Annotated in this window: 24 protein-coding genes; 18 read left to right on the forward strand and 6 right to left on the reverse strand. The window is 72.7% G+C overall.

Annotated elements, in window-relative coordinates; genetic code table 11:
* Positions 1-56: 56 nt before the first annotated feature.
* The 6 genes from ACZ6R9_RS14605 (at position 57) to ACZ6R9_RS14630 (ending at position 6,232) form a co-directional block, all read left to right on the forward strand.
* Positions 57-1,148, forward strand: coding sequence for an LLM class flavin-dependent oxidoreductase (locus ACZ6R9_RS14605; RefSeq protein WP_465538410.1), 1,092 nt, complete (start codon positions 57-59; stop codon positions 1,146-1,148).
* A gap of 5 nt (positions 1,149-1,153) precedes the next feature.
* On the forward strand, positions 1,154-1,756 hold the full coding sequence (locus ACZ6R9_RS14610; protein WP_465538562.1) for a CE1759 family FMN reductase: 603 nt from the start codon (positions 1,154-1,156) through the stop codon (positions 1,754-1,756).
* Positions 1,757-1,797: 41 nt separating this feature from the next.
* Positions 1,798-3,696, forward strand: a complete 1,899-nt coding sequence (locus ACZ6R9_RS14615) for an amidohydrolase (RefSeq protein WP_465538563.1) — start codon at positions 1,798-1,800, stop codon at positions 3,694-3,696.
* An 80-nt stretch (positions 3,697-3,776) separates the two neighbouring features.
* A complete protein-coding gene (locus ACZ6R9_RS14620) occupies positions 3,777-4,454 on the forward strand; it encodes a YoaK family protein (RefSeq protein WP_380478080.1) in 678 nt (225 codons plus the stop codon).
* A gap of 148 nt (positions 4,455-4,602) precedes the next feature.
* A complete protein-coding gene (locus ACZ6R9_RS14625; protein ID WP_465538411.1) occupies positions 4,603-5,538 on the forward strand; it encodes a helix-turn-helix domain-containing protein in 936 nt (311 codons plus the stop codon).
* A 160-nt stretch (positions 5,539-5,698) separates the two neighbouring features.
* Positions 5,699-6,232: a DUF2087 domain-containing protein gene (locus ACZ6R9_RS14630; RefSeq protein WP_465538412.1), complete on the forward strand. Its 534-nt coding sequence runs from the start codon at positions 5,699-5,701 to the stop codon at positions 6,230-6,232.
* Positions 6,233-6,283: 51 nt separating this feature from the next.
* Here the strand turns inward: ACZ6R9_RS14630 and ACZ6R9_RS14635 are convergent, their stop codons facing one another.
* Both ACZ6R9_RS14635 and ACZ6R9_RS14640 read right to left on the reverse strand, forming a co-directional pair.
* Positions 6,284-7,378, reverse strand: a complete 1,095-nt coding sequence (locus tag ACZ6R9_RS14635) for a methyltransferase domain-containing protein (RefSeq protein WP_465538413.1) — start codon at positions 7,376-7,378, stop codon at positions 6,284-6,286.
* On the reverse strand, positions 7,375-7,578 hold the full coding sequence (locus tag ACZ6R9_RS14640; protein ID WP_380478070.1) for an ATP-grasp domain-containing protein: 204 nt from the start codon (positions 7,576-7,578) through the stop codon (positions 7,375-7,377). Before ACZ6R9_RS14640 ends, ACZ6R9_RS14635 begins: the two co-directional genes overlap by 4 nt.
* A gap of 296 nt (positions 7,579-7,874) precedes the next feature.
* Here ACZ6R9_RS14640 and ACZ6R9_RS14645 point away from each other — a divergent pair, with 296 nt between their 5' ends.
* Both ACZ6R9_RS14645 and ACZ6R9_RS14650 read left to right on the forward strand, forming a co-directional pair.
* A complete protein-coding gene (locus tag ACZ6R9_RS14645; RefSeq protein ID WP_465538414.1) occupies positions 7,875-8,714 on the forward strand; it encodes a helix-turn-helix domain-containing protein in 840 nt (279 codons plus the stop codon).
* The gene (locus ACZ6R9_RS14650; RefSeq protein WP_380478068.1) at positions 8,711-8,956 is read left to right on the forward strand and encodes a DUF397 domain-containing protein; all 246 of its coding nucleotides are present in this window, start codon (positions 8,711-8,713) and stop codon (positions 8,954-8,956) included. Before ACZ6R9_RS14645 ends, ACZ6R9_RS14650 begins: the two co-directional genes overlap by 4 nt.
* 51 nt (positions 8,957-9,007) lie before the next feature.
* On the opposite strand, the gene ACZ6R9_RS14655 is transcribed toward ACZ6R9_RS14650, so the two are convergent.
* A complete protein-coding gene (locus tag ACZ6R9_RS14655; RefSeq protein WP_465538415.1) occupies positions 9,008-9,307 on the reverse strand; it encodes a CPBP family glutamic-type intramembrane protease in 300 nt (99 codons plus the stop codon).
* A 66-nt stretch (positions 9,308-9,373) separates the two neighbouring features.
* Positions 9,374-10,963, reverse strand: a complete 1,590-nt coding sequence (locus tag ACZ6R9_RS14660; protein WP_465538416.1) for an MFS transporter — start codon at positions 10,961-10,963, stop codon at positions 9,374-9,376.
* 250 nt (positions 10,964-11,213) lie between these two features.
* Between ACZ6R9_RS14660 and ACZ6R9_RS14665 the strand changes: the two genes are divergently transcribed.
* The 6 genes from ACZ6R9_RS14665 (at position 11,214) to ACZ6R9_RS14690 (ending at position 18,406) form a co-directional block, all read left to right on the forward strand.
* Complete coding sequence (locus tag ACZ6R9_RS14665) at positions 11,214-11,591, forward strand: hypothetical protein (RefSeq protein WP_380478065.1); 378 nt, start codon at positions 11,214-11,216, stop codon at positions 11,589-11,591.
* Positions 11,592-11,661: 70 nt separating this feature from the next.
* Complete coding sequence (locus ACZ6R9_RS14670) at positions 11,662-13,899, forward strand: protein kinase domain-containing protein (protein ID WP_465538417.1); 2,238 nt, start codon at positions 11,662-11,664, stop codon at positions 13,897-13,899.
* A gap of 372 nt (positions 13,900-14,271) precedes the next feature.
* Positions 14,272-16,518 carry a protein kinase domain-containing protein gene (locus ACZ6R9_RS14675; protein ID WP_465538564.1) on the forward strand — a complete coding sequence of 749 codons (2,247 nt, stop codon included), beginning with the start codon at positions 14,272-14,274 and terminating at the stop codon, positions 16,516-16,518.
* A gap of 89 nt (positions 16,519-16,607) precedes the next feature.
* The gene (locus tag ACZ6R9_RS14680; protein WP_380478063.1) at positions 16,608-17,057 is read left to right on the forward strand and encodes a 2-thiouracil desulfurase family protein; all 450 of its coding nucleotides are present in this window, start codon (positions 16,608-16,610) and stop codon (positions 17,055-17,057) included.
* Positions 17,058-17,172: 115 nt separating this feature from the next.
* Entirely contained in the window at positions 17,173-17,802 is a 630-nt protein-coding gene (locus tag ACZ6R9_RS14685) for a ClpP family protease (RefSeq protein ID WP_465538418.1), read from the forward strand.
* A gap of 1 nt (position 17,803) precedes the next feature.
* The gene (locus tag ACZ6R9_RS14690) at positions 17,804-18,406 is read left to right on the forward strand and encodes a ClpP family protease (RefSeq protein ID WP_380478061.1); all 603 of its coding nucleotides are present in this window, start codon (positions 17,804-17,806) and stop codon (positions 18,404-18,406) included.
* A gap of 113 nt (positions 18,407-18,519) precedes the next feature.
* Here ACZ6R9_RS14690 and ACZ6R9_RS14695 read toward each other — a convergent pair whose 3' ends face one another.
* Positions 18,520-18,894: a helix-turn-helix domain-containing protein gene (locus tag ACZ6R9_RS14695; protein WP_465538419.1), complete on the reverse strand. Its 375-nt coding sequence runs from the start codon at positions 18,892-18,894 to the stop codon at positions 18,520-18,522.
* A gap of 140 nt (positions 18,895-19,034) precedes the next feature.
* On the opposite strand from ACZ6R9_RS14695, the gene pip reads away from it, so the two are divergent.
* Complete coding sequence (gene pip, locus ACZ6R9_RS14700) at positions 19,035-20,006, forward strand: prolyl aminopeptidase (protein WP_465538420.1); 972 nt, start codon at positions 19,035-19,037, stop codon at positions 20,004-20,006.
* A gap of 51 nt (positions 20,007-20,057) precedes the next feature.
* Here pip and ACZ6R9_RS14705 read toward each other — a convergent pair whose 3' ends face one another.
* Entirely contained in the window at positions 20,058-21,755 is a 1,698-nt protein-coding gene (locus ACZ6R9_RS14705) for an ABC transporter family substrate-binding protein (protein ID WP_380478058.1), read from the reverse strand.
* Positions 21,756-22,169: 414 nt separating this feature from the next.
* On the opposite strand from ACZ6R9_RS14705, the gene ACZ6R9_RS14710 reads away from it, so the two are divergent.
* The 3 genes from ACZ6R9_RS14710 to ACZ6R9_RS14720 are packed head-to-tail and all read left to right on the forward strand — an operon-like array spanning position 22,170 to position 26,160.
* Positions 22,170-23,156, forward strand: coding sequence for an ABC transporter permease (locus ACZ6R9_RS14710; protein WP_380478057.1), 987 nt, complete (start codon positions 22,170-22,172; stop codon positions 23,154-23,156).
* On the forward strand, positions 23,153-24,127 hold the full coding sequence (locus ACZ6R9_RS14715; protein WP_465538421.1) for an ABC transporter permease: 975 nt from the start codon (positions 23,153-23,155) through the stop codon (positions 24,125-24,127). The genes ACZ6R9_RS14710 and ACZ6R9_RS14715 overlap by 4 nt, the downstream gene beginning before the upstream one ends.
* Positions 24,124-26,160 carry a dipeptide ABC transporter ATP-binding protein gene (locus tag ACZ6R9_RS14720; RefSeq protein ID WP_465538422.1) on the forward strand — a complete coding sequence of 679 codons (2,037 nt, stop codon included), beginning with the start codon at positions 24,124-24,126 and terminating at the stop codon, positions 26,158-26,160. The genes ACZ6R9_RS14715 and ACZ6R9_RS14720 overlap by 4 nt, the downstream gene beginning before the upstream one ends.
* Positions 26,161-26,187: the final 27 nt, after the last annotated feature.

A 26,187-nucleotide genomic window follows, 5' to 3' on the forward strand; every position in this document is an offset into this window, starting at 1 on the left:
GTCGAGGCGCGGCCCGATCGGGTCGTGCGCAGCCAGTGAAAGGGCGGTACCACCCCGTGCAGTTCGGGATATTCAGCGTCGGCGACGTGACGGTCGATCCGACCACCGGGCGGGCGCCCAGCGAGGGGGAGCGGATCAAGGCGATCCTGGCGATCGCGCTCAAGGCGGAGGAGGTCGGCCTCGACGTCTTCGCCACCGGCGAGCACCACAACCCGCCGTTCGTGCCGTCCTCGCCGACCACCATGCTCGGCTGGATCGCGGCGAAGACCGAGCGGATCGTGCTGTCCACCGCGACCACGCTGATCACCACCAACGACCCGGTGAAGATCGCCGAGGACTACGCGATGCTCCAGCACGTCGCCGACGGCCGGGTCGATCTGATGCTCGGCCGCGGCAACACCGGCCCGGTCTACCCGTGGTTCGGCCAGGACATCCGGCAGGGCATCGCGCTCGCCACCGAGAACTACGCGCTGCTGCGCCGGCTCTGGCGCGAGGACGTGGTCGACTGGGAGGGCCGCTTCCGCACCCCGCTGCAGGGCTTCACCGCCACCCCGCGCCCGCTCGACGACACCCCGCCGTTCGTCTGGCACGGCTCCATCCGCAGCCCCGAGATCGCCGAACAGGCCGCCTACTGGGGCGACGGCTTCTTCCACAACAACATCTTCTGGCCGCAGGAACACACCCGGCGGATGGTCGAGTTGTACCGCACCCGGTTCGCCCACCACGGCCACGGCACCCCCGATCAGGCGATCGTCGGCCTCGGCGGGCAGGTGTTCATGCGGAAGAACTCGCAGGACGCGGTGCGCGAGTTCCGCCCCTACTTCGACAACGCCCCCGTCTACGGCCACGGCCCCTCGCTGGAGGAGTTCACCGAGGCGACCCCGCTGACCGTCGGCAGCCCGCAGCAGGTCATCGAACGCACCCTCGGCTTCCGCGACGCGGTCGGCGACTACCAGCGCCAGCTGTTCCTGATGGACCACGCCGGCCTGCCGCTGAAGACCGTCCTGGAGCAGCTCGACATCCTCGGCGAGGAGGTCGTCCCCGTGCTGCGCGAGGAGTTCGCGAAGCTGCGCCCCGCCGGGGTGCCGGACGCCCCCACCCACGCCTCGCTGGTGGCGGCCGGGCAGCGGACGGAGGGCGCCAAGTGAGCGCGATCACCCTCGCCGTGGTCTCCGGAGGCCTCAGCGTCCCCTCCTCCACCCGCCTGCTGGCCGACCGCCTCACCGAGGCCACCACCGCCGCGCTCGCCGCCACCGGACGCGAAGTCCGCGTCCAGCTGCAAGAGTTGCGCCCGCTGGCCGGCCCGATCTCCAACCACCTGGTGACCGGCTGGCCGGCGCCCGCGCTCGGCACCGCGCTGGAGGAGGTGAGCGGCGCCGACGCGCTGATCGCCGTCTCGCCGATCTTCTCGGCGTCCTTCAGCGGCCTGTTCAAGTCCTTCTTCGACCTGCTCGACCCCGGCGCGCTGGCCGGAAAACCGGTGCTGATCGGCGCGACCGGCGGCACCGCCCGGCACAGCCTCGCCCTCGACCACGCGCTGCGCCCGCTGTTCGCCTACCAGCGCGCCCTGGTCGCCCCGACCGCCGTGTTCGCGGCCTCCGAGGACTGGGGCGGCACCGGCGACTCGCACACCGACACCCTGCCCACCCGGATCGAACGCGCCGGGCGGGAACTCGCCGCGCTGACCCTGGCGGCCGCCGCCGCCGACCAGCAGCCGCAGTCCGGACCGACCGCCCCCGTCCTCGGCTTCCACTGACCACCACCCGCACCGCCCGAAGGGGACCCGCCTTGTCCACCATGCCCGTCGCCGGAATCCGCCCCGGCACCCCCGAACAGCCCGCCGACCTGGTCGTCCGCAACGCCAAGGTGCACACCAACGACCCGGGTCGCCCGCAGGCCACCGCGGTCGCGATCCGCGACGGGGTGATCCGGGCGGTCGGCGAGGACGCCGACATCGCCGCGCTGGTCGGCCCCCACACCCGGGTGGTCGACGCCCTCGGCCGCCGCGTCGTCCCCGGGCTCAACGACGCGCACCTGCACGTCATCCGCGGCGGCCTCAACTACGTCATGGAACTGCGCTGGGACGGCGTCCGCTCGCTCCGCCAGGCCCTCGCCATGCTGCGCGAGCAGGCCGAGCGCACCCCGCCCGGCCAGTGGGTGCGGGTGGTCGGCGGCTGGTCCGCCGACCAGTTCGCCGAACGGCGGCTGCCCACCCTCGCGGAGCTGAACGCCGCCGCCCCCGACACCCCCGTCTTCGTGCTGCACCTGTACCAGTCGGCGCTGCTCAACAAGGCCGCGCTGCGCGCCGCCGGCTTCACCCGCGACACCCCCGACCCGGCCGGCGGCCAGATCGTCCGCGGCCACGACGGCGAACCCACCGGCCTGCTGATCGCCGCCCCCGGCGCCCTGCTGCTGTACTCCACCCTCGCCAAGGCGCCGACGCTCGACGAGGCCGACAAGCTCGACTCCACCCGGCACTTCCTGCGCGAACTCAACCGCTTCGGACTGACCTCCGCGATCGACGCCGCCGGCGGCTTCCAGGCGTTCCCCGAGAACTACGGCACCGTCATGGAACTCGCCCGCCGCGGCGAACTGACGCTGCGCATCGCCTACCACCTGTTCCCGCAGACCGCCGGACAGGAACTCGACGACCTCAAGCGCTGGATCGACACCGTCCGCCCCGGCGAGGGCGACGAGTGGCTGCGGCTGAACGGCGCCGGCGAGAACCTCACCTGGGCCGCCGCCGACTTCGAGAACTTCACCGAACCGCGCCCCCAACTCGGCTCCTACGAGAGCGAGTTCGAGAAGGCCGTCCGGCTGCTGATGGAAAACGGCTGGGGCTTTCGGCTGCACGCCACCTACGAGGAGACCATCCGGCGCGACCTCGCCGTCTTCGAGAAGCTCGCCGCCGAAGGACTCTTCCCGCAGGGCAACCGCTGGCTGTTCGACCACGCCGAGACCGTCGGCGGCGAGAGCCTGGACCGGATCGCCGCGCTCGGCGGCGCGGTCTCCGTGCAGAACCGGCTCTCCTTCCAGGGCGAGGCGTTCGTCAGCCGCTACGGCGCCGCCGCCGCTGCCGAGGCCCCGCCGCTGCGCGCCATGCTCGACCGCGGCCTGACCGTCGCCGGCGGCACCGACGCCACCCGGGTCTCCTCCTACAACCCGTGGGTCGCCCTGCACTGGCTGGTCTCCGGCCGGGCCGTCAGCGGGCGGCGCCTCGCCGCCGAGCACAACCGCCTCGACCGCGCCCAGGCACTCGAACTGTTCACCCTCGGCGGCGCCCGCCTCACCGGCGAGCAGGACGTCAAGGGCCGTCTGGTGGTGGGCAGTTACGCCGACCTGGCGGTGCTCAGCGCCGACTACTTCACGGTCGAGGAGGCCGACATCGCGCACATAGAGTCCGTCCTCACCGTGGTCGGCGGCCGGATCGTGCACGCCGTCGCCGAGCACGAGGGACTGGCCGCCGAGCTGCCCGCCATCAGCCCCGAGTGGAGCCCCGTCGCCCGCTTCGGCGGCTACCAGGCCAGCCCCGCACCCGGCCTGGCCGGCGCCGCACCCGGCCTGGCCGGCGCCCGGCAGGCCGACCGGGTGCTGGAGGCCGCCGCCGCCTCCGACGAGCAGTACGCCTGGCGACTGGCCAGGGGGCACGCCGTTCCCGGGCAGTCGGCGGCGCCGCAGGACCCCTGCTTCCTCTGACGCACACCTCGTCCAGGGGCATCGCCGTGTGTGCCAACGGCGGTGCCCCCGCCCGCATCCCGCACTCCGGAGGCGCCGCCGTGTCCACCCCCGCACCCCCCGCCCCGTCCACCTCGCAGATCACCGACCGCCACCCGCTGGCGCTGGCCCTGTTCGGGCTCACCATGGCCAGCGGACTGATCGACGCCGTCAGCTACCTCGGCCTCGGGCACGTCTTCACCGCCAACATGACCGGCAACGTGGTCGTCATCGCGTTCGCCCTGGCCGGCGCACCCGGCTTCTCCGTCGCCGCCTCGGTGACCTCGCTCGGCGCGTTCCTGCTCGGCGCCGTGCTGGCCGGCCGGTTCACCACCGGGCGGCCCACCGGCCGGCTGCGCGCCGCGCTGGCCCTGGAGGTCGCGCTGCACGGCGCGGCCGCCGCCGTGGCGTTCGCCTGGAGCGTCGAGGGGTCCGCCGCCCGGTACGCGGTGATCACGCTCGGCGCGGTCGCGATGGGCATCCGCAACGGCACCGTGCGCGCCCTCGGCGTGCCCGACCTCACCACCACCGTGCTCACCCTCACCCTGACCGGCCTGGCCGCCGACTCCCGCCTGGCCGGCGGCGCCGCACCCCGCCAGCGCCGCCGCATCCTGTCCGTCGCCACCATGCTGGCCGGTGCGATCCCCGGCGCCGTCCTGGTCCTGCACGGCCAGCTCGCCTGGGCGCTGGTGGCGGGCGCGGCGCTGGCCGGCCTCACCGCGCTGCTCTACCGGGAGTGAACCGGCCTGCTTCACCGGGGTGATCGGCGCAGCTCAGGGGCGCGGTGCCGGGCCGGACCGGCGGGGGATAGCCTGGGGCTCCGCGCGGGCGGGGGCACAGCTGCGCAAGGTGCTCCCGAAGCTCGGCAACACCCCGGAAGGCAGTCGGATGAGCGTGTGGATGGCGAACGGGTGCGTGCCCGGCGCGGCGTGGCCGTGGCCGCCGGCCGCGCCGGACCCGGCGTTCGCGGGGGCTTCGCCGGGCGAGCGGGCGATGCTGTCCCGGCTCGGGTACCTGCGGGTCGCCACGCTGGAGACGGCCGTGGCGCTGCCGCCCCGCCTCGCGGGCCGGTACGCCTGGGCAGGGCAGGAGCCGATGGTCGGCATCGGGCTCCAGCTGGCCGGGGAGTGCATGATCACCCAGGACGGGCAGCGGACGGTGCTGGGCCAGGGCGAGTTCGTCCTGTACGACACCGCACGGGCGTACGTCATCGAGTACCCGAGGCCGTCCCGCGCGCACCTGTTTCACCTGCCGCGCCGGCTGCTGGGCGTCCCGGAGCGCGAGTTGAAGCAGGTGACGGGCACCCCGGTGACGGCGGCCGACGGGTTCGGGGCGGTGCTGCTGCCGTTCCTGCGGACCCTGGCCGACTCCGCGCCCTCCTACGCCGCACCGGTCGCCGACCGGCTGGCCGGCAGCGTCGCCGACCTGGTGGGCACGATGGTCGCCCAACTGTCCGCGGCGCGGACCGCCGACGACTCCCGCGCCCCCAACGGCCCGCTGATCCGGCGGATCCGGGAGCACATCGAGCGCAACCTCGGCGACCCCGACCTGTCGCCGGAGACGATCGCCCGGGCCCACCACATCTCGGTGCGCTACCTGCACCGGCTGTTCGAGGGCGAGGGAGTGACGGTCGGCCGACTGATCCTGCGGGCCCGGCTGGACGCGTCCGCCCAGGACCTCGCCCGGCGCGGCCCCGCCGGTCCGCCGGTCTCGGCGGTCGCACAGCGCTGGGGGTTCGTGAGCCCGGCGCACTTCAGCCGGGCCTTCCGCGCCGCGTACGGCGTCCCGCCGAGCCAGTGGCGGGCGCGGCGCACCGCGGGCTAACGGCCTTCGTCGGCCGGCGTCGTCAGTTGGCAGCGCGGGTCGGCGGGCGGGCTGACGGCAAAAACGCTTCGGAGCCGAACTCGGCTGCGGGTAACGTGAGTTGCGGTTCCGGGCAGCCCGTCCGGGATCGCGCAGGCCCCGGAAAGGACGCGTTCCCCGCATGACACCCGATCAACTCGCCCTCCAGCTCGCCGATCCGGTCCAGCGCCGGGTGTTCGCGGCGGTCGCCCTGGGCGCGACGACCTCAGCCGAGGTGCTCACCGTCTCGGGCCTCGCCGCACCGGACGCCGCCCCCGCCATCGGACGGCTGGTCCGCTCCGGCCTGCTCGTCCAGGGCCGCGGCACCGTGGCCCTGAACGGCGAGGCGCTCGCCGCCGCCGCGGACACCGCCGCCCGGCGCCTGGCCGAGGAAGCGGCGACCGACCAGCCCGACCCCCGGCTGCGTGGCCACGTCCGCGGCGGCGCCCTGGTGGACCTCCCCGAGGAGGACCAGGACGCCCGCCGCGCCGTCCTCGGGCACATCGCCGAGAACACCTTCGCCTCCGGCGCCGAATGCGACGAGCGAACGGTCACCGAGCACTTGCAACCCTGGTGCGAGGACGGCCCGTTGGACGCCGTCTCGCTCCGCCGCGCCCTCGTGGACGACGGCCTGCTGGCCCGCGAGTCCGGCCGCTACCGGCTGGCCACCGACTGAGAGGCTCGTGCCCGGAGCTGCCGCGAGGGGCGGCGGCGGGTTCCGCCCGAATCAGCCCAGTTCCCACCGGGGGCCTTCGGTGTCCGCTACAGATGCCCACTGCCGCTCCGCGTGGACGGTGAGCCGGTACCGGTCACGGGCCGGACGCCCGGCGGCCTGGTGGGCCGTGATGGCGCTTTCCACCGTGTCCAGAATCCTTCGGGGCCCGGACTGCCGTGCGATGCCACCTCGCAGCTCGGCCCACGCCCCGTCCGGCTGCCAGATGTGCACAGCGGTGATCTCGCCGGCGTCGTCACACGTGTAGCGGTGCATCGCCCGGGGCACGGCGAGGGTCAGAAGAAAGTGGATTCCGTCGTCCAGCAGGTCCGCGGGCTTCACGGAGCACGGACGGGAGCTGCAACTGTTCGGCAGGGGCGGCGGAACGGGCGTCGTCCCGGTGCAGCCGATCCCGCGAACGGGCATGAAGAAGGCCGCGTCCGGGAGAAACGCCCCCGTGGCGGTCCCGTTGCCCCGGACCACGAGCCGCACAATGCCGCCGCCGACCGAGCACACGATGACGCCGCCGGGGCGCAGCTGCGTGAGCCAAATCGGGGGAACGCTGGAGAAGCCGCAGGTGGCGATCAGCCGGTCGTACGGACCTCCGTCGGGGTGGCCGATCCGTCCGTCGCCGGCGAGGACCGTGGGGCGGTATCCGGCCCGGCCGAGGCGTTGTTCGGCGTCGCGGGCCAGGTCCGGGTCAACTTCGACCGTGGTCACGTTCCCGTCGCCGACACGGTGGCTCAGGAGAGCGGCGTTGTACCCGGTTCCGGTGGCCACTTCGAGCACCTTGTCGCCGTCGGCCACGTCCAGGGCTTCGAGCATCAACGCCATGAGAGTTGGCAGCGTTGACGAGCTGGTCGGAACTCCGGCCGTGTCGAACTGGGTCAACAGGGAGTCGTCGCTGTAGACCGTGCTCAACCACCGGGGGTCGTCGGGTGTCAGGTGGACGGGGCCATGTGGCGTACCGACGGCGAAGGCCAGAACGAATGCCTCGCGCGGAACGGCGGCGAACGCCTCGTGCCAGCAGTCGGACTTGATGGCACCGGTGTTCCGAAGGTGGTCGGCCAGTTGGAGACGAAGGTCGGCCGGTGCCGTCGGGAGGGTCATCGGGGGACTCCTTCGAGGAGGTTCGCAAGAGCGGTGGTGATCGGTTCGCGGAGGTCCGGGACGAAGCCGAATTGACCGTTGGGGTTGAGGTCCACGAGGTACCACGTCCCGTCGTTGTCAACGAGGAAGTCCAGTGCCGCGTACCGGAGTCCGAACACGGCCATCAACGACCGCACGCCGTCGGCGACCACTTCGGGCACGCCGCACACCTTGTACGTCAAGCTCTCGTAGTCGGTTCGGAAGTCGATTCGGGACGCCGCACGGGCTGTCCGGTTCGGGCGTCGGTGACCAGCTCCCCGAATACCGACGGCTCGTACGGGTTGGCCGGTGGCGACCCGTAGAGAGAGTGCGCCGCGTTGGGTCGATGTGCCGTCATGACGCAAGCTCCGTACGGACGTTCGGCTCCGCTTGTCTTCACTGTGAGTAGTTCCAGCGTGGCGCCCCGGCGCTACCCTTGGAAGCTGCGGCGCGTCCGCAAAGCGTCTGAGGACAGGCGGTGTCAGCGGTGGTGTTCCAGGAACGTGCGCTCCAACCCGACCGGTCGGTGGCCGACTTGTTCGGGTTCGAGCTTCGGGAGGCCCGGAGGCGTCTCGGTCTGTCGCTGGCTGCGCTGGCCAAGGTCGTCGACTACAGCAAGACCCACCTGGGCAACATCGAGACGGCCGACCGCGCGATTCCGCCGGACCTACCGGCCAAGCTGGACACGGCACTTGGGGCCGGTGGGCTCTTTGGTCGGCTGTATCGGCTGGTGCATCTGGAGAGCTTCCCGGCCTGGTCGCGCCGGTTCATGGAGTTGGAGCAGCTGGCGTCGTACATGCGGAAGTACTCGGCCGGCTTGTTCCCAGGCCTGTGGCAGACAGCGGAGTACGGGAAGGCCGCGATCCGACTTGGCCGACCACGCGCAGGAGTGGAGGAGGTCGAACGAGTCTGGGCGGCGCGAGAGTCGCGGCAGGACATTCTGGCCAGGGACCTTCCGCCGCACGTGTGGGTGGTGCTGGACGAAGCTGTGGTCCGGCGGCAGATCGGAGACGGCTCGGTCATGCGCCGTCAGATCGAGCACGTCCTCAATCTCGGTGACGGCCTCAACGCGGTTGTCCAGGTACTGCCGTTCTCCGCAGGTGGTCACGGTGCGATGGGCGGCTCGGTGACGTTGCTGGATTTCCTGGACGCGCCCCGCGCTGCGTATGTCGAAGGTTCCGTCTCCGGCCAGCTGTTGGAGTCCCCGTACCGGGTGCATGAGATCGCCCTCACCTACGATCTCTTGCAGGCGGCTGCACTGCCGCCGGAGGAGTCGCGGCAGTGGCTTCGATGCGCCATGAAGGAGATCCGAACATGACCACCCCGAATCGTCTGCCTGTTGGAGTAGACCCCGCGAAGGTGGAGTTCCGGAAGTCGTCGTACAGCGACGCGGCGGGTAACGGTGACTGTGTGGAGTGGAGCATTGGCTACTCCGATTCGCACGGTGTGCTGCTTGTCCGAGACAGCAAGGACACGAGCGGTCCGGTCCTGGGCTTCCCCAGCGAAGCGTGGGGCGCCTTCGTGACCGCCGCAGCCGCCGGGCGCTTCGGCGAAGTCTGAGCCCGAGACCCCACTGCCCGTCCGAGCAGCGGGGTCTCGTCGCGCTCCGGCCTACGCCGCTGCCGCCCTCGCCGTGCGGCGGCGGTGGGTCAGCCAGGCTCCCAGCACCGCCTGGGTCGTTGCGGGCCAGGTCGAGATGCTCAGGGGGCCGGCGAGCAGCGGATCGACGAGCCGGTCCGAGACCTCGCGGGTCAGCGGCAGTGCGAACTCGTTGAGCGAGAGGTGCGCCGCGATGGCCGCCCAGACCGAGCCGGTGGACAGGCGGACGGTGGCGATCACGGTGCCGAGCAGCGTCGCCGTCACCACGGCGACCGGCGTGTCCTCGCCGTCCTCACCTATCTCGGCGCCCACCGGCGCCCGTCCGGGCAGGGAAGTTGACGCCGTGTCGGGTCGCTGGGGCCACCGGCCGACGGTGCCTCACCCCGCCGCCCGGGCGGTGACCGCGTGGGTCACCACCGGCTCGCCCGTCACCAGCGCCCGGGCGGTGCGCTCGAAGGCGTGGTCGATGCCGGTCCACCGTTCGTGGTGCTGCGCCCGGTGCTCGGCCCAGGAGGCCACCGTGAACGTCTCGACGAACCGGGCCGGTTCGGCCGCGTCCCGGTACAGGCCCCAGCTGACCGCGCCGGTCCGCCGCCGGGACGCCTCGACCTCGTCCATCGCCCGCACGAAGGCCCCCGCGCGGTCCTCCGTCACCCGGTACTCGACGGTGACCAGCACCGGGCCGTCGGCCGCCGCGGGCTCGACCATCAGCCGCGGCTCCGGCCAGCTGTCGGACAGCGACGGGTCCACCTGGCCGTCCAGCAAAGGGAGTTGACGCAGCGAGAGGACGCCGAGGAGCAGCAGGGCGGCCGGGACGGTCAGCGCGAGGACCAGGCCCGCGTGCTGCGCCAACTGGCCCCAGACCAGGGCGCCCAGCGCGTTGCCGCCCTGGAAGACCAGCAGGTAGAAGGCGACCGCGCGGGCCCGCACCCAGTTCGGCAACTCCAGTTGCAGGGCGGCGTTCAGAGTGGACAGCCCCCAGATCCAGGCCGCGCCCGCGCCCACCAGGGCCACGCCCACAAGCGCGGCGTTCCCGGCCAGCGCCACCACCAGCAGCGCGCCCGCCGTCAGCAGCCCCGCCAGCGCCAGCACACCGTTGCCGCGCAGCCGGGCACTCAGCCGCGGCAGCGCCCCCGCGCCCGCCACCGCACCCACCCCGACGGCGGCCAGCAGCAGGCCGTACCCGGACGAGCCGAGGCCCAGCCGCCGCACCGCCACCACCGGCAGCAACGCCCACAGCGCCGCCGCGCCGGGCACGAACAGCGCGCAGCGCAACAGGATCCGCCGCACCCCCGGCGCCCGGCGGACGTACCGCCCGCCGGCCCGCAGCGCCGCCAGCACCTGCTCGCGCTCCCGCTCCCGGACGGGCGCCGGGCCATCGGGGAAGCGCCGCAGCAGGACCAGCAGAATGCCCAGGAACGACAGCGCGTTGAGGGCGAACGTCCAGCCCACCCCGGCCGCCGCGACCAGCAGGCCGCCCAGCGCGGGGCCCACCGCGCGGGCCACGTTCATGTTCACCGCACCCAGCGCCGAGGCCTGCCGCAACTGCTCACGCGGCACCAGGCTCGGCTGCACCGCCTGCCAGGCCGGGCCGTTCAGCGCAGCCAGGCAGCCGAGCAGGAAGGTGAGCAGCAGCAACAGCCACGGCCCGAGCACCCCCAGCAGCGCCAGCACCGCGAGGACGGCGGCGACGGCCGCCATCGCCGCCTGCACCACCAGCAGCAGCCGGCGCCGGTCCACCAGGTCCGCGAGGGCGCCCGCCGGCAGCGCGAGCAGCAGCACCGGCAGCCCCGCCGCGACCTGCACCAGCGACACCAGCCCCGCCCCGTGCCCGACCAGCAGCCACTGCGCGCCGACGGTCTGCATCCAGCCGCCCACGTTCGACACGAACTGAGCCACCCAGAGCGCCCGGAACACCTTCTCCCCGAGCGGCGCCCAGGCGGACTCCTCGGTCGCACTGCGTCTCATCGTCACCAGACCCTCGGCTCCTCGCACACCGCCGCCATCCGCGACGGCCGGTCGAGCCGCCGAGGCTAGCGCGCGCCCTCCCACCCGCCTGTCCGCTGCGCGCCCCGGCAATGGCCCGAGACCGCACGGTTCGACGGGCGGTCAGGCGGTGCGGGAGCCCCGCAGGGCCGGGCCGCGTGCGATGGCCGGCGGCGTTGGTCACCGGAAGACGCCGCACTCCGCGAACTCCTGGAGCGAGCGAGCCACCGCCGTGCTGATCCAGCAGACGCGCCACGCGACCGCGCCGCCCGACGCCGAGTCGGTGCGCGCCCCGGGCGTCGCCCGCCGTCTGATCGACACGCTCGCCGCGTTGCGGCCCGTCCTTCTGCCAACACTTGACGATGCGTTGGTAAAAAGTCCGTCTGTCGAGCTGCTCGCCGAGCGGGAACCCCAGGTGCTGGTGCTGGCCGTCCGCGCCCGGACCGGTGACGCCCCCGGCCTGGGCGAAGTGGATGTGAAGAGCCGGGTCGGCCCGATCCTCGCCCGCCTCGCGCTGGAGAAACCGTGTCCGGGCCGCGCGCTTCGTCCACCGGGCCGTACCGACCTGAGGCAACGCCAAAACACCTGCCCGGGTGAGGATTCGGTGTGATCGGCTGCCTCGCCCCCGCCACAGACCGTAGGGTTCGGAACCGCGCACCCGACGGGGAAGGGACAGGCAGGTGCAAGCACTCGACGCGACCGATCCGCGCCAGGTCGGGCCGTACACCCTGGTGGGCCGGCTCGGCGCCGGCGGCATGGGTGCGGTCTATCTGGGGCGGTCGGCCGGCGGGCGGGCCGTCGCGGTCAAGGTGGTCCGGCCGGAGCTCGCCGAGGACACCGGGTTCCGGCAGCGTTTCCGGCAGGAGGTGGCCGCCGCCCGCCGGGTCTCCGGCGCGTTCACCGCGCCCGTGGTGGACGCCGACCCCGAGGGCGCCCTGCCGTGGATGGCCACCGCCTTCGTCCCCGGTCTGTCGCTGCGGCAGGCCGTCGAACGGCACGGCCCGCTGCCCGTCGCCACCGTCCGCACGCTGGCCGCCGGACTCGCCGAGGCGCTCGGCGAGGTGCACCGTGCCGGACTGATCCACCGCGACCTGAAACCCGGCAACGTCCTGCTCGCCCTCGACGGGCCGCACGTCATCGACTTCGGCATCTCCCGGGCCGCCGACGAGAGCGGACTGACCACCACCGGCTCGGTGATCGGCTCCGCGCCGTACATGTCCCCCGAGCAGGCCCTCGGCGATCCGCTCACCCCCGCCGCCGACGTGTTCTCGCTCGGCTCCACCCTGGCGTACGCCGCCCTCGGCCGGAACCTGTTCGGCGAGGGCGCCGGCGCGGCCGTGCTGTTCCGGATCGTCAACACCGAACCCGACCTCGGCGACCTGCCCGCAGAGCTGCGCGCCCTGGTCGCCGCCTGCCTCGCCAAGAACCCCGTGCACCGGCCGATACCCCGCCAACTCGTCGCCCACGTCGCCCAGGCCGGCCACCCCGCCGACCCCGACGGCTGGCTGCCACCCGCCGTCGCCACCGAGGTGCGCGCCGTCCGCGCCGTGCTCACCGCGCCGCCCGCACCACCGCCGATGCCCCCGCACGCCCCCGAGCCCGCACCCGTTGACCAGGTGCCGCCCGGCCTCGCGCCGTCGCGCAGGCTCGGCCGCCGGACGCTGCTCGGCCTCGGCGGCGCCGTCCTCCTCGCCGGTGCGGCGGGCACGGCGGTCGCGCTGATCGACCGCGGCCGCGACGACGGCGCGTCCGGCAAACAAGCCGCCCCGCCGGTGCGGCCGAGCGCGGACGTCCAGGAAGCCGTCCCGCTCTGGCAGAACCGGCAGGTCACCCTGCCGTGCGCCCAACTGCTGTCGCTGGACGGCGCGGTGGTCGGCATCACGACCCGGCAGGCCTGGGCGGTCGGCGACGACGGCAAGCCCACGTGGACGCTGGACGCCGCCACGACGGGCGTCACCTTCGCCCTCGACCCGTCCCAGTCCAGCCCCGTCGCCGGGTTCGACGGCCACCGCATCCAACTGGCCGGCATCGGCGGCATGGCCGGCACGGGCGGCACGAGTGTCCCCGGCGGCATGACGACCGTCCTGCTCGCCATCGACCCGACCAACGGCAAAACCGACGGGAAGGTGACGCTCGACCAGCCGCACGCGGCCGGGGTGCTCCGCTTCGCCGGGATCCGCGGCGGCACCGCGTACGTGATCGGCCTGGGCCAGGGCCAGCGCCAGGACGGCAGCAACGTGTGGGCGATCGACCTGGCCGGGCGGCGCACCGCCTGGTTCCACGGCGAGGGCGCACTGCTGGTGGAAGCCGCCCTGCTGCCCGGGAGCGACCGGATCCTGGTCTCCAGCGCCGACCGCCTCAAGGCCATCGACGGCTCGGGCACCGTCACCTGGCAGGCCGGCATCCAATCCTTCGGCATCGCCGCCGGCGGCGGCTGGTTCCTCACCCCCGACAAGGACGGCGCCCTCACCGCCCTCGACCCCGCCACCGGCAAACCCACCTGGAACGCCCCCGGCATCACCATCCCCCGCCTGCACGGCAGCGCCCTCGCACACGGACCCGACGACAGCCTGCTGTACTGCCAATGGACCGACAGCGACGGCGACTTCTCCATCGGCGCCCTCGACCTGAAAAGCGGCACCCCGCGCTGGAAGACCCCCCTCCCACCCGACGGCACCGGCACCGGCACCGGCAGATACGGCGCCGACCTGCTCTACGCCGACGACACCCTCTACCGGATCGGCCGCGACGCGGTCGTCTGGGCCCTCGACCCCGCCACCGGCAAACCCCGCTGGAAGTACTCCGGCTACAAGGACACCGACCCCGCGACGCTGGTCTGGACGGCCGGCTCTGGACGGGTGTACGTCGCCGCGCCGAGTCCTTCGATCCTCACCGCCCTTCCTTCGAAGGTGAGTTGACGACGATGCGCCTGCTTGGTCCGAACGGCCCCGTGGCGCTGATGCGGACGGCCGCTGTGCGGCGCCGATGCTTTGCCGTCCCGAGCCCGTCGATCCTCACCGCCCCGCCTGCGAAAGCGAGTTGACGACGATGCACCCGCTCGCCCCCGGGGCGCTGATCCGGACGGCCGCCGCGCGGCGCCCGTCGCCTCGCCGTCTCGCATCCCTCGATCCTCACTACCCTTCCTGTGAAGGCGAGTTGACGACGATGCACCCACTCGCCCCGAGCAGCCCCCTGACCGTGATCCGGACGCCCGGCGCCCGACGCCCGTGCCTCGCTACCCCGAGCCCGTCGATCCTCACCGACCCATCTGCGAAAGCGAGTTGACGACGATGCACCCGCTCGCACCCACCGACCCCGCGCACGTCGGCCCCTACCTGCTGCTCGGCCGACTCGGCGCGGGTGGGATGGGCGCCGTCTACCTCGGCCGGTCGGCCGGTGGCCGGACCGTCGCGATCAAGCTGATCCGGCCCGAACTCGCCGACGACCAGCGGTTCCGGGCCCGCTTCCGGCGTGAGGTCTCGGCCGCCCGCACCGCGTCCTCCGCGTTCACCGCCCCCGTCGTGGACGCCGACCCGGACGCGCCGCTGCCCTGGCTCGCCACCGCGTACATCCCCGGCATCCCGCTCGACGAGGCCGTCCGCCTGGTCGGGCCGTTCCCCGAGTCCGTGCTGCGCATCCTTGCCGCCGGGATCGCCGAGGAACTCGCCGCCATCCATGCCGCCGGACTCGTCCACCGCGACATCAAGCCCAGCAACGTCCTGCTCGCCCTCGACGGCCCGCACGTCATCGACTTCGGCATCGCCCGCGCCGCCGACGACAGCGTGCTCACCGCCGACGGTGTCATCCTCGGCACCCCCTCCTTCCTGTCGCCCGAACAGGCCCTCGCCCGCCCGGCCGGCCCCGCCGCCGACGTCTTCTCGCTCGGCTCGACCCTGGTGCACGCCGCCACCGGCGCGGGCCCGTTCGGCGGCGGCCATCCCATCGAGGTGGTCCGCCGGGTCGCGGCCGAGGAACCCGACTTGAGCGGCGTCCCGGCCGGGCTGCGGCTACTGGTCGCCGCCTGCCTCGCCAAGGACCCGGCCGACCGGCCGACACCCCGCCAACTCGTCGACTCCCAGCGGCTCGAACCGCTGCCTCCCGGGGCCTGGCTGCACCCCACGCTGCTCGCCGCCGTCGAGCGCTCGGCGGCCGTCCTGGCGCCCACGCTGCCACCGCCGCCGCTTCCGCCCACGATGGAACTGCCGCCCGCCGAGCCGGAGTCGAAGCGTCCCACGCGGCGGACCTTGCTGTACGGGCTGGCCGGCGGAGCGGTCGCGCTGGCCGGCGGCGGGACGGCGGTGTACCTGACGATGGGCCGAACCGCCGACAAGTCGGCCACCGCGAAAGGCGGTTCGGCACCGGCGCCCGACCTCACCAACCCGGAACGCTCGCTGGACACCACCAACATCGCCACCGCGCTGTGGACGGTGCCCGTGTCCGAACAGCTCACCCAGATCGTCGGTGACGGCGAGAGCATCCTCACCGTTGACGCCAAGGCCATTCGCGGGTTCGACCGCGACGGCAAGCCCCGCTGGGCGCCGAAGACCGCCCAGGGCAGCATGCCGGCCCCGACACTCGGGCAGGTCGTCGCCGCCAACGGCAAGGGCTACTACCTCACTTGGGAGCAGAGCGCGCCTCCGAACTTCAGCATGCGCACCTCCCTCAAGGCGATCGACCTGGCCTCCGGCGAAACCGCGTGGACGTACACCGACGCCGCGATGCGCGCCACCGTCGGCGCGGTCTGCGGCGTCCTGGACGGCACCCTCTACGTCCAGGGCAACGGCTCGGCCGTCGGGGTCGCGGGCCAGACGATGTTCGTGTGGGCGGTGGACACCGCCACCCGCACGAGGCGCTGGGAGCAGCGATATCCGACCTCCGGTTTCGGCAGCGGCCGCCTCGCCGTCCCCACCACCGGCACCCACCTGCTCTGGGAGCGGACCGAGATGTCCAACGGCACGTCCACCCTGTCCGGGCTCGACACCCAGGACGCCGGCATCTCGGCCTGGCACCAGAGCCCGCCCGGTACCACCCCCAGCACGGCAGCCCTCTTCCAGACCTTCACCGACGGCCCGCACACCTCGGCCGGCGACCACCTGCTCTACCTCGCCGACCGCGTCTACGCCCTCAACCCGGCCGACGGGACGGTGGCGTGGAAGACCGACGCCACCATGACCTACCAGGCGGTCGTGGCGAACACCGACGGATCGACCGTCTTCGCCGCTGGCATCGACTACAAGACCCTCACCCTCAGGGTGCAGGCCCTGAACGCGACCGACGGCACCGTCCGCTGGGCCGGCACCCTCCCCGCCGGCGCCCTCGTCACCAACCTCGGCGCCCAGTTCGCCGACGACACCCTCTACCTCTGGCTCCACGGCAAGACCTGGGCCCTCGACCCCGCCACCGGCACCGCCCGCTGGACCTACGACTTCCAGGCCCCCACCATCTCCCTCACCGTCCCCCTCTGGGCCGGAGGCGGCCGCGTCTACGGCCCCACCGAAGGCGGCCTGACAGCCGTCGCCGCCACCGGCAAGGCCTGACGGCCCGCCAGTGCGGCGGGTGGCCGGTTGAAGGTTCCGGCAGGTCAGGGGCGGGGTCGGGTGGGGGTGGGGCCCGGTAGCCTGGGTGGGTGGAAGCGATTTTGGTCAGTGCGTGTCTGCGCGGGGTGCCGTGCCGGTTCGACGGGCGGGACAAGGCGTCGCCCGCGCTCGCGGAGCTCCTGGACGGGCGGCGGGCGGTGCCGTTCTGCCCCGAGGTGGCGGGCGGGCTGCCCACCCCTCGGCCCCCGGCGGAGCTGATCGGGGGCGACGGGTACGACGTGCTGGACGGGACCGCGCGGGTGGTGGACGACGGCGGGCAGGATGTGACGGCGGAGTTCGTGGCGGGGGCCGAGCGGGCGCTGGTCGCGGCGCAGCGGGCCGGGTGCACGGAGGCGGTGCTGATGCCCAGGAGTCCGTCCTGCGGCCGGGGCGCGGTGTACGACGGCTCGTTCGCGGGTGTGCTGGTGCCTGGCGACGGGGTGACGGCGGCGCTGCTGGAGCGCAACGGGATCACGGTGCGCCCTGCCCCCGGGGTCTGAGCCGGCGGGCTCTGCCGTCGGCGAATCTGCGGCGGGCAGAGAAGCGTCTGCCGGGGGCCGTGCGGGGTGAACAGTGGAGTGAACGACGTACTCCGGCCCCGACGAGGAGACCCCGATGAGTTCGCTCCAACCCCGCGCGGAGGACGGCGACACGCCGCCCAGCCGCTTCGACGACCACCTCGCGGCGCAGCTCCTCGCGCAGCGGATCATCCTGCTCGGCACCCAGGTTGACGAGGTGTCGGCGAACCGGGTGTGCGCGCAGCTGCTGCTGCTCTCGGCGGAGGACCCGCGCACCGACATCAGCCTGTACATCAACAGCCCGGGCGGGTCGGTGACGGCGGGCCTGGCGATCTACGACACCATGCGGCTGATCCCGAACGACGTCTCGACGCTGGCGATGGGATTCGCCGCCAGCATGGGGCAGTTCCTGCTGACGGTGGGCGCCGCCGGCAAGCGTTTCGCGCTGCCGAACGCGCGGATCATGATGCACCAGCCGTCGGCGGGCATCGGCGGCACCGCCTCGGACATCGCGATCCAGGCGGAGAACCTCGAGTTCACCAAGCAGGCGATCGAGCGGATCACCGCCGCGCACACCGGCCAGAGCGCGGAGACCATCGCCCGGGACGGCGACCGGGACCGCTGGTTCACGGCCGAACAGGCCCTGGAGTACGGGATGGTGGACCAGGTGGTGGAGTCGCTGGCCGACATCCGCCCGGCCGCGAACCGCCGACGGATGGGGCTGTGACATGGGCTCGTACACGGTTCCCTACGTCATCGAGCGGACCGCTCAGGGCGAGCGCTCCTACGACGTGTTCAGCCGGCTGCTGAACGAGCGGATCATCTTCCTCGGCACCGAGATCGACGACGGCGTGGCCAACGTGGTGATCGCGCAGCTGCTGCACCTGGAGTCGGCGAGCCCGGGGGAGGAGATCGCGATCTACCTCAACTCGCCCGGTGGATCGTTCACTTCGCTGATGGCGATCTACGACACCATGACCTTCGTGCAGTCGCCGATCTCGACGTTCTGCGTCGGCCAGGCGGCGTCCACGGCGGCGGTGCTGCTGGCCGGCGGCGACCCGGGGCGGCGGTTCGTGCTCCAGCACTCCCGGGTGCTGCTCGGCCAGCCGGCCAGCGGCGGGCGGCAGGGGACGGTCTCGGACCTGAGCCTGGCAGCGAAGGAGATGCTGCGGATCCGCTCGCAGGTCGAGGAGGTGCTCGCCCGGCACACCCACCACGACCCGGCGACGCTGCGCGCGGACATGGACCGCGACAAGGTGTTCACCGCCGAGGAGGCCGTCGCCTACGGCCTGGCCGACGAGGTGCTGAGCCGGCGGTTGCTTCCAGTCTGACCCAGGTGAATGCACATCAGGGGCGCGAGCGGGTGCGAGCGGGTGCGAGGGGTGCGAAACCGGGGCACGGGGGGGTACCTCCCGCCCCCGGCTTCGCACTCACCCGCGTTTCATCAGGCAGCCAGGCACAGCCCGTTGTACGGAGTGGCCGGCGCGGCGCGGCGGATCTGCGAGTAGCGGACGAGGTCGTCCTGGGCGAGCGACAGCAGATCGCCGAGCCCGAGCCCCAGCGCATGGGCGGCCGCCGCGAGCACCTCGGAGGAGGCCTCCTTGCGGCCGCGCTCCAGCTCCGACAGGTACGGCATGGAGATCCGGGCCGCCTCCGAGACGTCCTTCAACGTCCGCTGCTGGGCGAGCCGTTCACGCCGCAGCACACCGCCCACCACATCGCGCCACAGCGGTTCCTTCGGCGCCGGCGGCTGCTTGGCCCCCCCGCCCTGCGGGCGCAGCGGGATGACACGGGCTTCGTTCTGGCCTTGAGTGCTCACCTCTTCAGCGTAGACATCCCGCGCGCGAGGGGAAGGGAGCGCCGTTCTGCTGTGGGTGAAGTACCGCCTGCCCGGGCGGATTGACGGCAGGTCAGAAAAGCTGAGCGGTGCGGGCGGTCCACGTCCTAGGATCGACGGTCATGGTTGATCTCTACGAGCCGATGCACCCCTACGACAGTGGTTTCCTGGACACCGGAGACGGCAACCGCATCTACTACGAGCAGCTCGGCAACCCCGAGGGCAAGCCCGCGCTGTACGTGCACGGCGGGCCCGGGGCGGGGTTTCCGAAGCGGCCGACCCGGGCGTGGGATCCGGAGTGCTACCGGGTGATCCGGTACGACCAGCGCAACTGCGGGCTCAGTACCCCGCACGCCAGTGACCCGGCGGCGGACATGGCGCTGAACACCACGCAGCACCTGATCGACGACATCGAGCGGCTGCGTGAACACCTCGGTGTGGATCGGTGGTTGCTGGACGGCGCGTCCTGGGGATCGACGCTGATCCTGGCGTACGCGCAGCAGCACCCGGAGCGGGTCGGCGAGATCGTCATCCAGGCGGTCACCACCACCCGCCGCGCCGAGACCGACTGGCTCTACCGGGGCGTCGGCGGGTTCCGGCCCGAGGCGTGGGACCGGTTCCGTGACGGCGTCCCGGAGAGTGAACGCGGCGGTGACGTCTACCAGTTGCTCGCGGCGTACGCGCGGCTGATGGAGCACCCGGACCGGGCGGTCCGGGAGAAGGCCGCGAACGAGTGGCTGGCGTGGGAGGACGCGGTCATCGAGGGGGAGCCGAACGGAATCCCCGGGATGTACAGCAACCGTGAGATGGACGACCGGATCGCCTTCGTCCGGATCTGCTCGCACTTCTTCAGCAACGGCGCGTGGCTGGAGGAGGACCAACTGCTGCGCAATGCACACAAGTTGGCGGGCATCCCGGGCGTGCTGGTGCACGGCCGGTACGACATGGGCTGCCCGGCGCAGACCGCGTGGGAGCTGGCGAAGGCCTGGCCGGACGCGAAGCTGCACATCTTCGACGACTCCGGGCACGTGGGGAGCCAGGCCATGACGGAGACCGTCCGACAGGCCCTGGAGGACTTCAAGCACCGCCGGTAGCAGGAAAAGTGACGCCCCGTCGCAGCGCGTGGCGGGGCGTCCACGGCGGAGCTACTTCTGCCAGCCGACCGAGGTGATCACGGTGTCGGCGAGGCTTCCGGCGCCGTAGTTGGCCAGGCCCTTGCGGACGGCGACGATGCTGGGGCGCTGGTAGAGCTCGACGGTGTGGCCGAGTTCCCAGATCTTCACATCGGCCTGGTTGTAGAGCTCGGCGGCCTTCGCCGGGTCGAGGGTGGCGGCGGCCTTGCGCAGCAGGCCGTCGATCTCGGGGGTGCTCAGCTTCGAGTAGTTGCCGAACACGTTGTCGCCCTGCGGGGCGCGGAAGATCGGCACCGTCTTGGAGAGCGGGAAGGAGCCGGTGTTGCGCCAGCTGGCCAGGTCGAACTTGCCCTGGTCGATGTACTTGGAGAAGTACTCCTTGCTGGGCACCTTGTCGATGGTGAGCTTGACGCCGACCTGCTGGAGCATGTTCTGGGTGGCGGTGGCCAGGTCGGCCTGCGCCTGGGTGGAGCCGTCGCTCATCACGTAGTGCAGCTCCAGTGGCTGCCCGTCCTTGCTGCGGGTGCCGCCGGAGTCCTTCCAACCCGCCTCGTCCAGCCACTTCTTGGCGGTCGCCGGGTCGTAGGTCACCCAGTCGCCGGCGTTGGCCCGGTAGCCGCTCTGGTTGGTCATGAACAGGTGGTTGTCGAGCGGCTTGAACTCCACGGGCACGCCCTTGTTGGCGACCTTGATCAGCGATGCCCGGTCCAGCGCCTTGCCGAGCGCCTGGCGGACCTTCTGGTCGGCGAGCGCCCCGTTGCCGCCGAAGGAGATGTGCACCTCGTCCCAGGGGGTGCCGGTGCGGATCACGGAGTCCTTGGCGTCCTTGAGCTGGCCGTAGGAGGCGGCGGTGCCGGCCGAGGCGAAGTCGATCTCGTTGTTGAGGTAGGACTGGGTGATCGCGGCGGCGTCGAGGACCCGGAAGGTGATCCGGTCCAGCTTCGGCTTCGGGCCCCACCAGCGGGGGTTGGGCGTCAGGGTGATGGTCTGCGCGGTCTTGTCGGCGTTCGCCAGGACGAACGGGCCGCCGTAGACCGGGACCTTCTCGATCCAGCCCTCGTTGAAGGCCTGCGGGGTGGAGATCCCGGAGGCCGGCAGCAGCGGGCTGAACAGGCTCTGCCAGTCGGCGTACGGCTCCGAGAAGGTCACCTTGACCTCGCTGGCGTCGGCGCCCTGCTCGACGGCGGAGATCTGCTCGTAGCCGGAGGAGTCGGCCAGGTTGAACGCCTGGTCCTTGCCGTTGGAGGACTTCCAGACCGCCTCGAAGTCCCGGTAGCCGATTGCCGTTCCGTCGGACCAGACCGCCTTCGGGTTGAGCTTGTACGTCACCACCTGCGGCGAGGTGGAGGTGACCTGCGCGGAGACCAGGTACTCGGGGACGGGGTGGTAGACGCCCTGGGCGTCGGAGCGGAAGAGCTTGGCCTCCAGGTAGCCCATGATCTCGACCGCGTCGCCGTAGGTGCCGTCGACCTGGTACGGGTTCCACTGGGTGATCCACTGCTGGAGTGGTTCGCGCAGCTCGCCGCCGTCTCTGATGTTCTCCAGCGGCTGCGGGTTGTTGTCCTCGGCGTCCACGGTCGGTACCACGGTCTTGGTGGCGCCGTCCGCCGAGCCGCCTTGGCTGCTGCTGCAGGCGGTCGCGGCCAGGAGCGCGGCGAGAGCGGCGGCAGCGGCGCGGCCGATTCGACGGGTGGCGGGCGATGTGTCCATCGGCGGAGTCCTCGGCTTTCGGAGGGTTCGGGGGGTTCGCGGGGTCTTCGGGGGGCTTCGGAGGGTTTCGAAGAGCCAGTGGCCGTCGTCAGGTGTGGCGGCGCTTGATCGTGGGCAGCCAAATCGATACCGGCGGGCCGAACGTAACAGCCCATCAGCTGCCCCCACCAGGGTGATGCGCGGAACTGATCGAAACGAAACGGAGTGAAACACCGCCGCAACACCCCGTCCGTACCCGTCTGATCAGCTGTGACCAGCGGGTTCGCCGGACCGGACGAACCGCCGACGCGATCGACCCTGGACGGGCCGGTCGGGCGTGGCGTACAACTGCTGCGCAAAAGTGCGTCAAAGTCCGTACTAGCGAAGGCAAATGACCATGTTCCGCAGGTGTGCGAACCAGGCCGGAGGGGCTCCGTGACGGGTTACCTGGCCAGGCGGCTCGGCTACTACGTCGTCCTGCTGACCGCCGCGGTGTTCCTGGCCTACGCGCTGACCGGCAGCGCGCTCGGCCCGCGCGCCTACTTCGAGGCCAAGCAGCCGCGACCCTCCGCCGCCGCGGTGGACCGGCAGTTGACCGCGCTCAACCTCAACGACCACACCCCCGTGGTCGAACGCTTCGCCACCTGGGCGGACGGTGTCCTGCTGCACGCCGACCTCGGCCGCACCATCCACGACACCTCCGTCAACGAGGAGTTCGGCCGCCGGATCTGGGTCTCGCTGCGACTGCTGCTGATCGGCAGCGTGCTCGGCATGCTGCTCGGCGTGGCCGCCGGCGCGTGGAGCGCGGTACGGCAGTACCGGCTCTCCGACCGGGCGCTCACCGTGCTGTCCTTCGTGCTGCTCTCCACCCCGGTGTTCCTGCTCGCCCTGCTGCTCAAGAACGGCGCCATCGCCGCGAAGAACGCCGCCGGCCACGACGTCATCCCGTTCACCGGCTACGAGACGCCCAACCTGGCGGGCGGCCTCGGCACCCACCTCGCCGACTGGGGCCTGCACCTGCTGCTGCCCACCCTCTCGCTGGCCCTCGGCGGCCTGGCCACCTACAGCCGCTACCAGCGCTCCACCATGCTCGACGTGCTCGGCGCGGACTACCTGCGCACCGCCGAGGCCAAGGGACTCACCCGCGGCCGGGCCCTGCTCAAACACGGCCTGCGAACCGCGATCATCCCGATGACCACGATGTTCGCCTACGCCTTCCTCGGCCTGTTCACCGGCGCCGCCTTCACCGAGACCATCTTCGGCTGGCACGGCATGGGCGAGTGGTTCATCCAGGCCGTCAACGAACAGGACGTCAACTCGGTCGTCGCGGTCAACCTCTTCGCCGCCGTGGTCGTCCTCGCCGCCGGCTTCCTCGCCGACGCGCTGCACGCCGCCCTCGACCCCAGAGTGAGGACGGCATGAGCACCGAGTCCGTCCCGGGCACCGGCCCGGTGACCGCCGAAACCACCTCCGGCGCCGCACCCGCAGGCCGGCTCCGGCTGGCGGCCCGGCGGCTCGCAGCCTCTCGCGGAGCGGTCCTCGGGCTGGTGGTGCTGGCGCTGCTGTTCCTGCTGGCCTTTCTCGGGCCGTACCTGACGCCCTGGGACTACGCCACCCCCGACTACACCGCGCTGCGCCAACCCCCGTCCCCGCAGCACTGGTTCGGCACCAACGGCCTCGGCCAGGACGTGTTCGCGCAGACCGTCCGAGGCCTCCAGAAGTCCTTGGTGATCGGCCTGCTGGTGGCGGTGCTCTCCACCGCTCTGGCCTCGCTGGTCGGCGCCTGCGCCGGGTACTTCGGCGGCTGGACGGACCGGCTGCTGACCTTCCTGGTCGATCTGATGCTGATCTTCCCGGCGTTCCTGGTGATCGCGGTGATCTCGCCCCGGCTGCGCGGCAGCGGCTGGATCGCGTTCGTGCTGCTGCTCGCCGTCTTCAACTGGATGATCACCGCCCGGGTGATCCGCTCGATGACGCGCTCCCTGCGCGAGCGCGAATTCGTCGCCGCCGCCCGGTTCATGGGCGTCGGGCCGTTCCGGATCATCTGGCGGCACATCCTGCCGAACGTCTCCTCCTTCCTGATCATCGACGCCACCATCACCGTCGGCGGCGCCGTGATGAGCGAGGCCGCGCTCTCCTACTTCGGTTTCGGTGTGCGCCCGCCCGACGTCTCGCTCGGCACCCTGCTGGCGGCCGGCGCGGGCGACGCCCCCGTCTTCCCCTGGCTGTTCTACTTCGCCGCCGGCCTGCTGGTGCTGTTCGTGCTGGCCGTCAACCTGGTCGGCGACGGCCTGCGCGACGCCCTCGACCCCACCGCCGCGGCCGGACGCCGGCCCTCCCGCCGGGCACAGAACCGCAAGACCGTCACCCCCTCGCGCCGGAGCACCCCGTGACCCCCGACCTGCTCACCGTCCGCAACCTCACCGTCGACTTCGGGGACCACCCGGCGGTCCGCGGCGTCGACCTCGACCTGCGGCGCGGTGAGACCCTCGGCCTGGTCGGCGAGTCCGGCTCCGGCAAGTCCGTCACCGCGCTCGCCGTGCTCGGCCTGCTGCCCGGCACCGCCCGGATCGGCGGCTCGGTCCGGCTCGACGGCCGCGAACTGGTCGGGCTGCCCGCCCGGCAGCTCGCGGAGATCCGCGGCCGGCGGATCGCCATGGTCTTCCAGGACCCGCTGTCCGCGTTCACCCCCGTCTACCGGATCGGCGACCAGATCGCCGAGGCCGTCCGGGTCCACCAGGCCGTCGGCCGGGCCGCCGCCCGCAAACGCGCCGCCGACCTGCTCGACCTGGTCGGCATCCCCGACCCGGCCCGCGCCCTGGACGCCTTCCCGCACGAGTTCTCCGGCGGCATGCGGCAACGCGCGATGATCGCCATGGCCGTCGCCAACGACCCCGACATCCTGCTCGCCGACGAACCCACCACCGCCCTCGACGTCACCATCCAGGCCCAGGTGCTGGACGTGCTGCGCACCGCCCAGCGGGAGACCGGCGCCGCACTCGTCCTGGTCAGCCACGACCTCGGCGTGATCGCCGGCAGCGCCGACCGGGTCGCCGTCATGTACGCCGGACGGATCGTCGAAACCGCCCCGGTGGACGAGCTGTTCACCGCGCCCCGGCACCCGTACACGCTCGGCCTGATCGGCGCCGTCCCCCGCCTCGACGGCCGCGGCGGACCACTCGTCCCGATCCCCGGCCGCCCGCCCGTGGCCGGTGAACTGCGCGGCCCCGGCTGCCCGTTCGCCGACCGCTGCCCGCTGGTCGAGGACCGCTGCCGCACCGCCGAACCACCACTCGCGGGCGACGGCGCACACCTGGCCGCGTGCGTGCGCGCCGAGCACCTCGCCGCCACCCGGCCCGCCCCCGCCGAGGTCTACCCCGTCCCCGCGGTGCCCGCCGCCGAACCCCGGCCGCGCGAGGAACGCGAGAGCGTACTGACCGTCACCGGCCTCACCCGCAGCTTCCCCCGCTACCGCGGCACCCTGCTGCGCCGCCGCACCGGCGAGACCTTCGCCGTGGACGGCGTCGATCTGGACATCCGGCGCGGTGAGACCCTCGGCCTGGTCGGCGAGTCCGGCTCCGGCAAGTCCACCACCCTGTACGAGATCCTCCGTCTGGCCGCCCCGCAGGGCGGGCGGATCGACCTGCTCGGCCAGGACACCGCCCACCTCGACCGGGCCGCCGCGCACCGCCTGCGGGCCCGCGTCCAGATCGTCTTCCAGGACCCGGCCGCCTCCCTCGACCCGCGGATGCCGGTCGGCGACGTGATCGCCGAACCCCTGCTCGCCCAGCACACCCCCGCCGCCGAGGCCCGCCGCCGGATCCCCGAACTGCTGCGCCAGGTCGGCCTGGACCCGGCCCACGCCGACCGCTACCCGCACGAGTTCTCCGGCGGCCAGCGCCAGCGCATCTCCATCGCCCGCGCCCTCGCCGTCCGCCCCGACCTGCTGGTCCTCGACGAGCCGGTCTCCGCGCTCGACGTCTCCGTGCAGGCCGGGGTGCTCAACCTGCTCCAGCAACTGAAGGCCGAACTCGGCCTCGCCTACCTGTTCGTCTCCCACGACCTGTCCGTGGTACGGCACCTGGCCGACCGGGTCAGCGTCATGTACCTCGGCCGCACCGTCGAGACCGGCACCGTGGAACGGGTCTTCGCCGAGCCCCGCCACCCCTACACCCGCGCCCTGCTCGCCGCCGTCCCGCTGCCCGACCCGGCCGCCGAACGGGCCCGCCCCCGGCTGCTGCTGGCCGGCGACCCGCCGTCCCCCGCCGAACGCCACCTCGGCTGCCCCTTCCGTGCCCGCTGCCCCGTCCACGCCGCCCTCACCCCCGACCGGCGCACCCGCTGCGCCACCGAACCGCCGCCCCCCACCCCTGCCGCCCCCGGCGTGGACCACACAGCCGCCTGCCACTTCCCGACCGGCGCCTGACGCCCCGCCGGCCCGACGGGGCGGGCA

The sequence above is a fragment of the Kitasatospora sp. NPDC048662 genome (assembly GCF_055587065.1).

Excerpts from the sequence above, each read along its gene's own strand:
- ACZ6R9_RS14685 (WP_465538418.1), top strand. The coding sequence starts at position 17,173 with ATGAGTTCGCTCCAACCCCGCGCGGAGGACGGCGACACGCCGCCCAGC.
- pip (WP_465538420.1), top strand. The coding sequence starts at position 19,035 with ATGGTTGATCTCTACGAGCCGATGCACCCCTACGACAGTGGTTTCCTG.
- ACZ6R9_RS14630 (WP_465538412.1), top strand. The coding sequence starts at position 5,699 with ATGACACCCGATCAACTCGCCCTCCAGCTCGCCGATCCGGTCCAGCGC.
- ACZ6R9_RS14625 (WP_465538411.1), top strand. The coding sequence starts at position 4,603 with ATGAGCGTGTGGATGGCGAACGGGTGCGTGCCCGGCGCGGCGTGGCCG.
- ACZ6R9_RS14690 (WP_380478061.1), top strand. The coding sequence starts at position 17,804 with ATGGGCTCGTACACGGTTCCCTACGTCATCGAGCGGACCGCTCAGGGC.
- ACZ6R9_RS14635 (WP_465538413.1), bottom strand. The coding sequence starts at position 7,378 with ATGACCCTCCCGACGGCACCGGCCGACCTTCGTCTCCAACTGGCCGAC.
- ACZ6R9_RS14675 (WP_465538564.1), top strand. The coding sequence starts at position 14,272 with ATGCACCCGCTCGCACCCACCGACCCCGCGCACGTCGGCCCCTACCTG.
- ACZ6R9_RS14660 (WP_465538416.1), bottom strand. The coding sequence starts at position 10,963 with ATGAGACGCAGTGCGACCGAGGAGTCCGCCTGGGCGCCGCTCGGGGAG.
- ACZ6R9_RS14705 (WP_380478058.1), bottom strand. The coding sequence starts at position 21,755 with ATGGACACATCGCCCGCCACCCGTCGAATCGGCCGCGCCGCTGCCGCC.
- ACZ6R9_RS14650 (WP_380478068.1), top strand. The coding sequence starts at position 8,711 with ATGACCACCCCGAATCGTCTGCCTGTTGGAGTAGACCCCGCGAAGGTG.
- ACZ6R9_RS14715 (WP_465538421.1), top strand. The coding sequence starts at position 23,153 with ATGAGCACCGAGTCCGTCCCGGGCACCGGCCCGGTGACCGCCGAAACC.
- ACZ6R9_RS14615 (WP_465538563.1), top strand. The coding sequence starts at position 1,798 with ATGCCCGTCGCCGGAATCCGCCCCGGCACCCCCGAACAGCCCGCCGAC.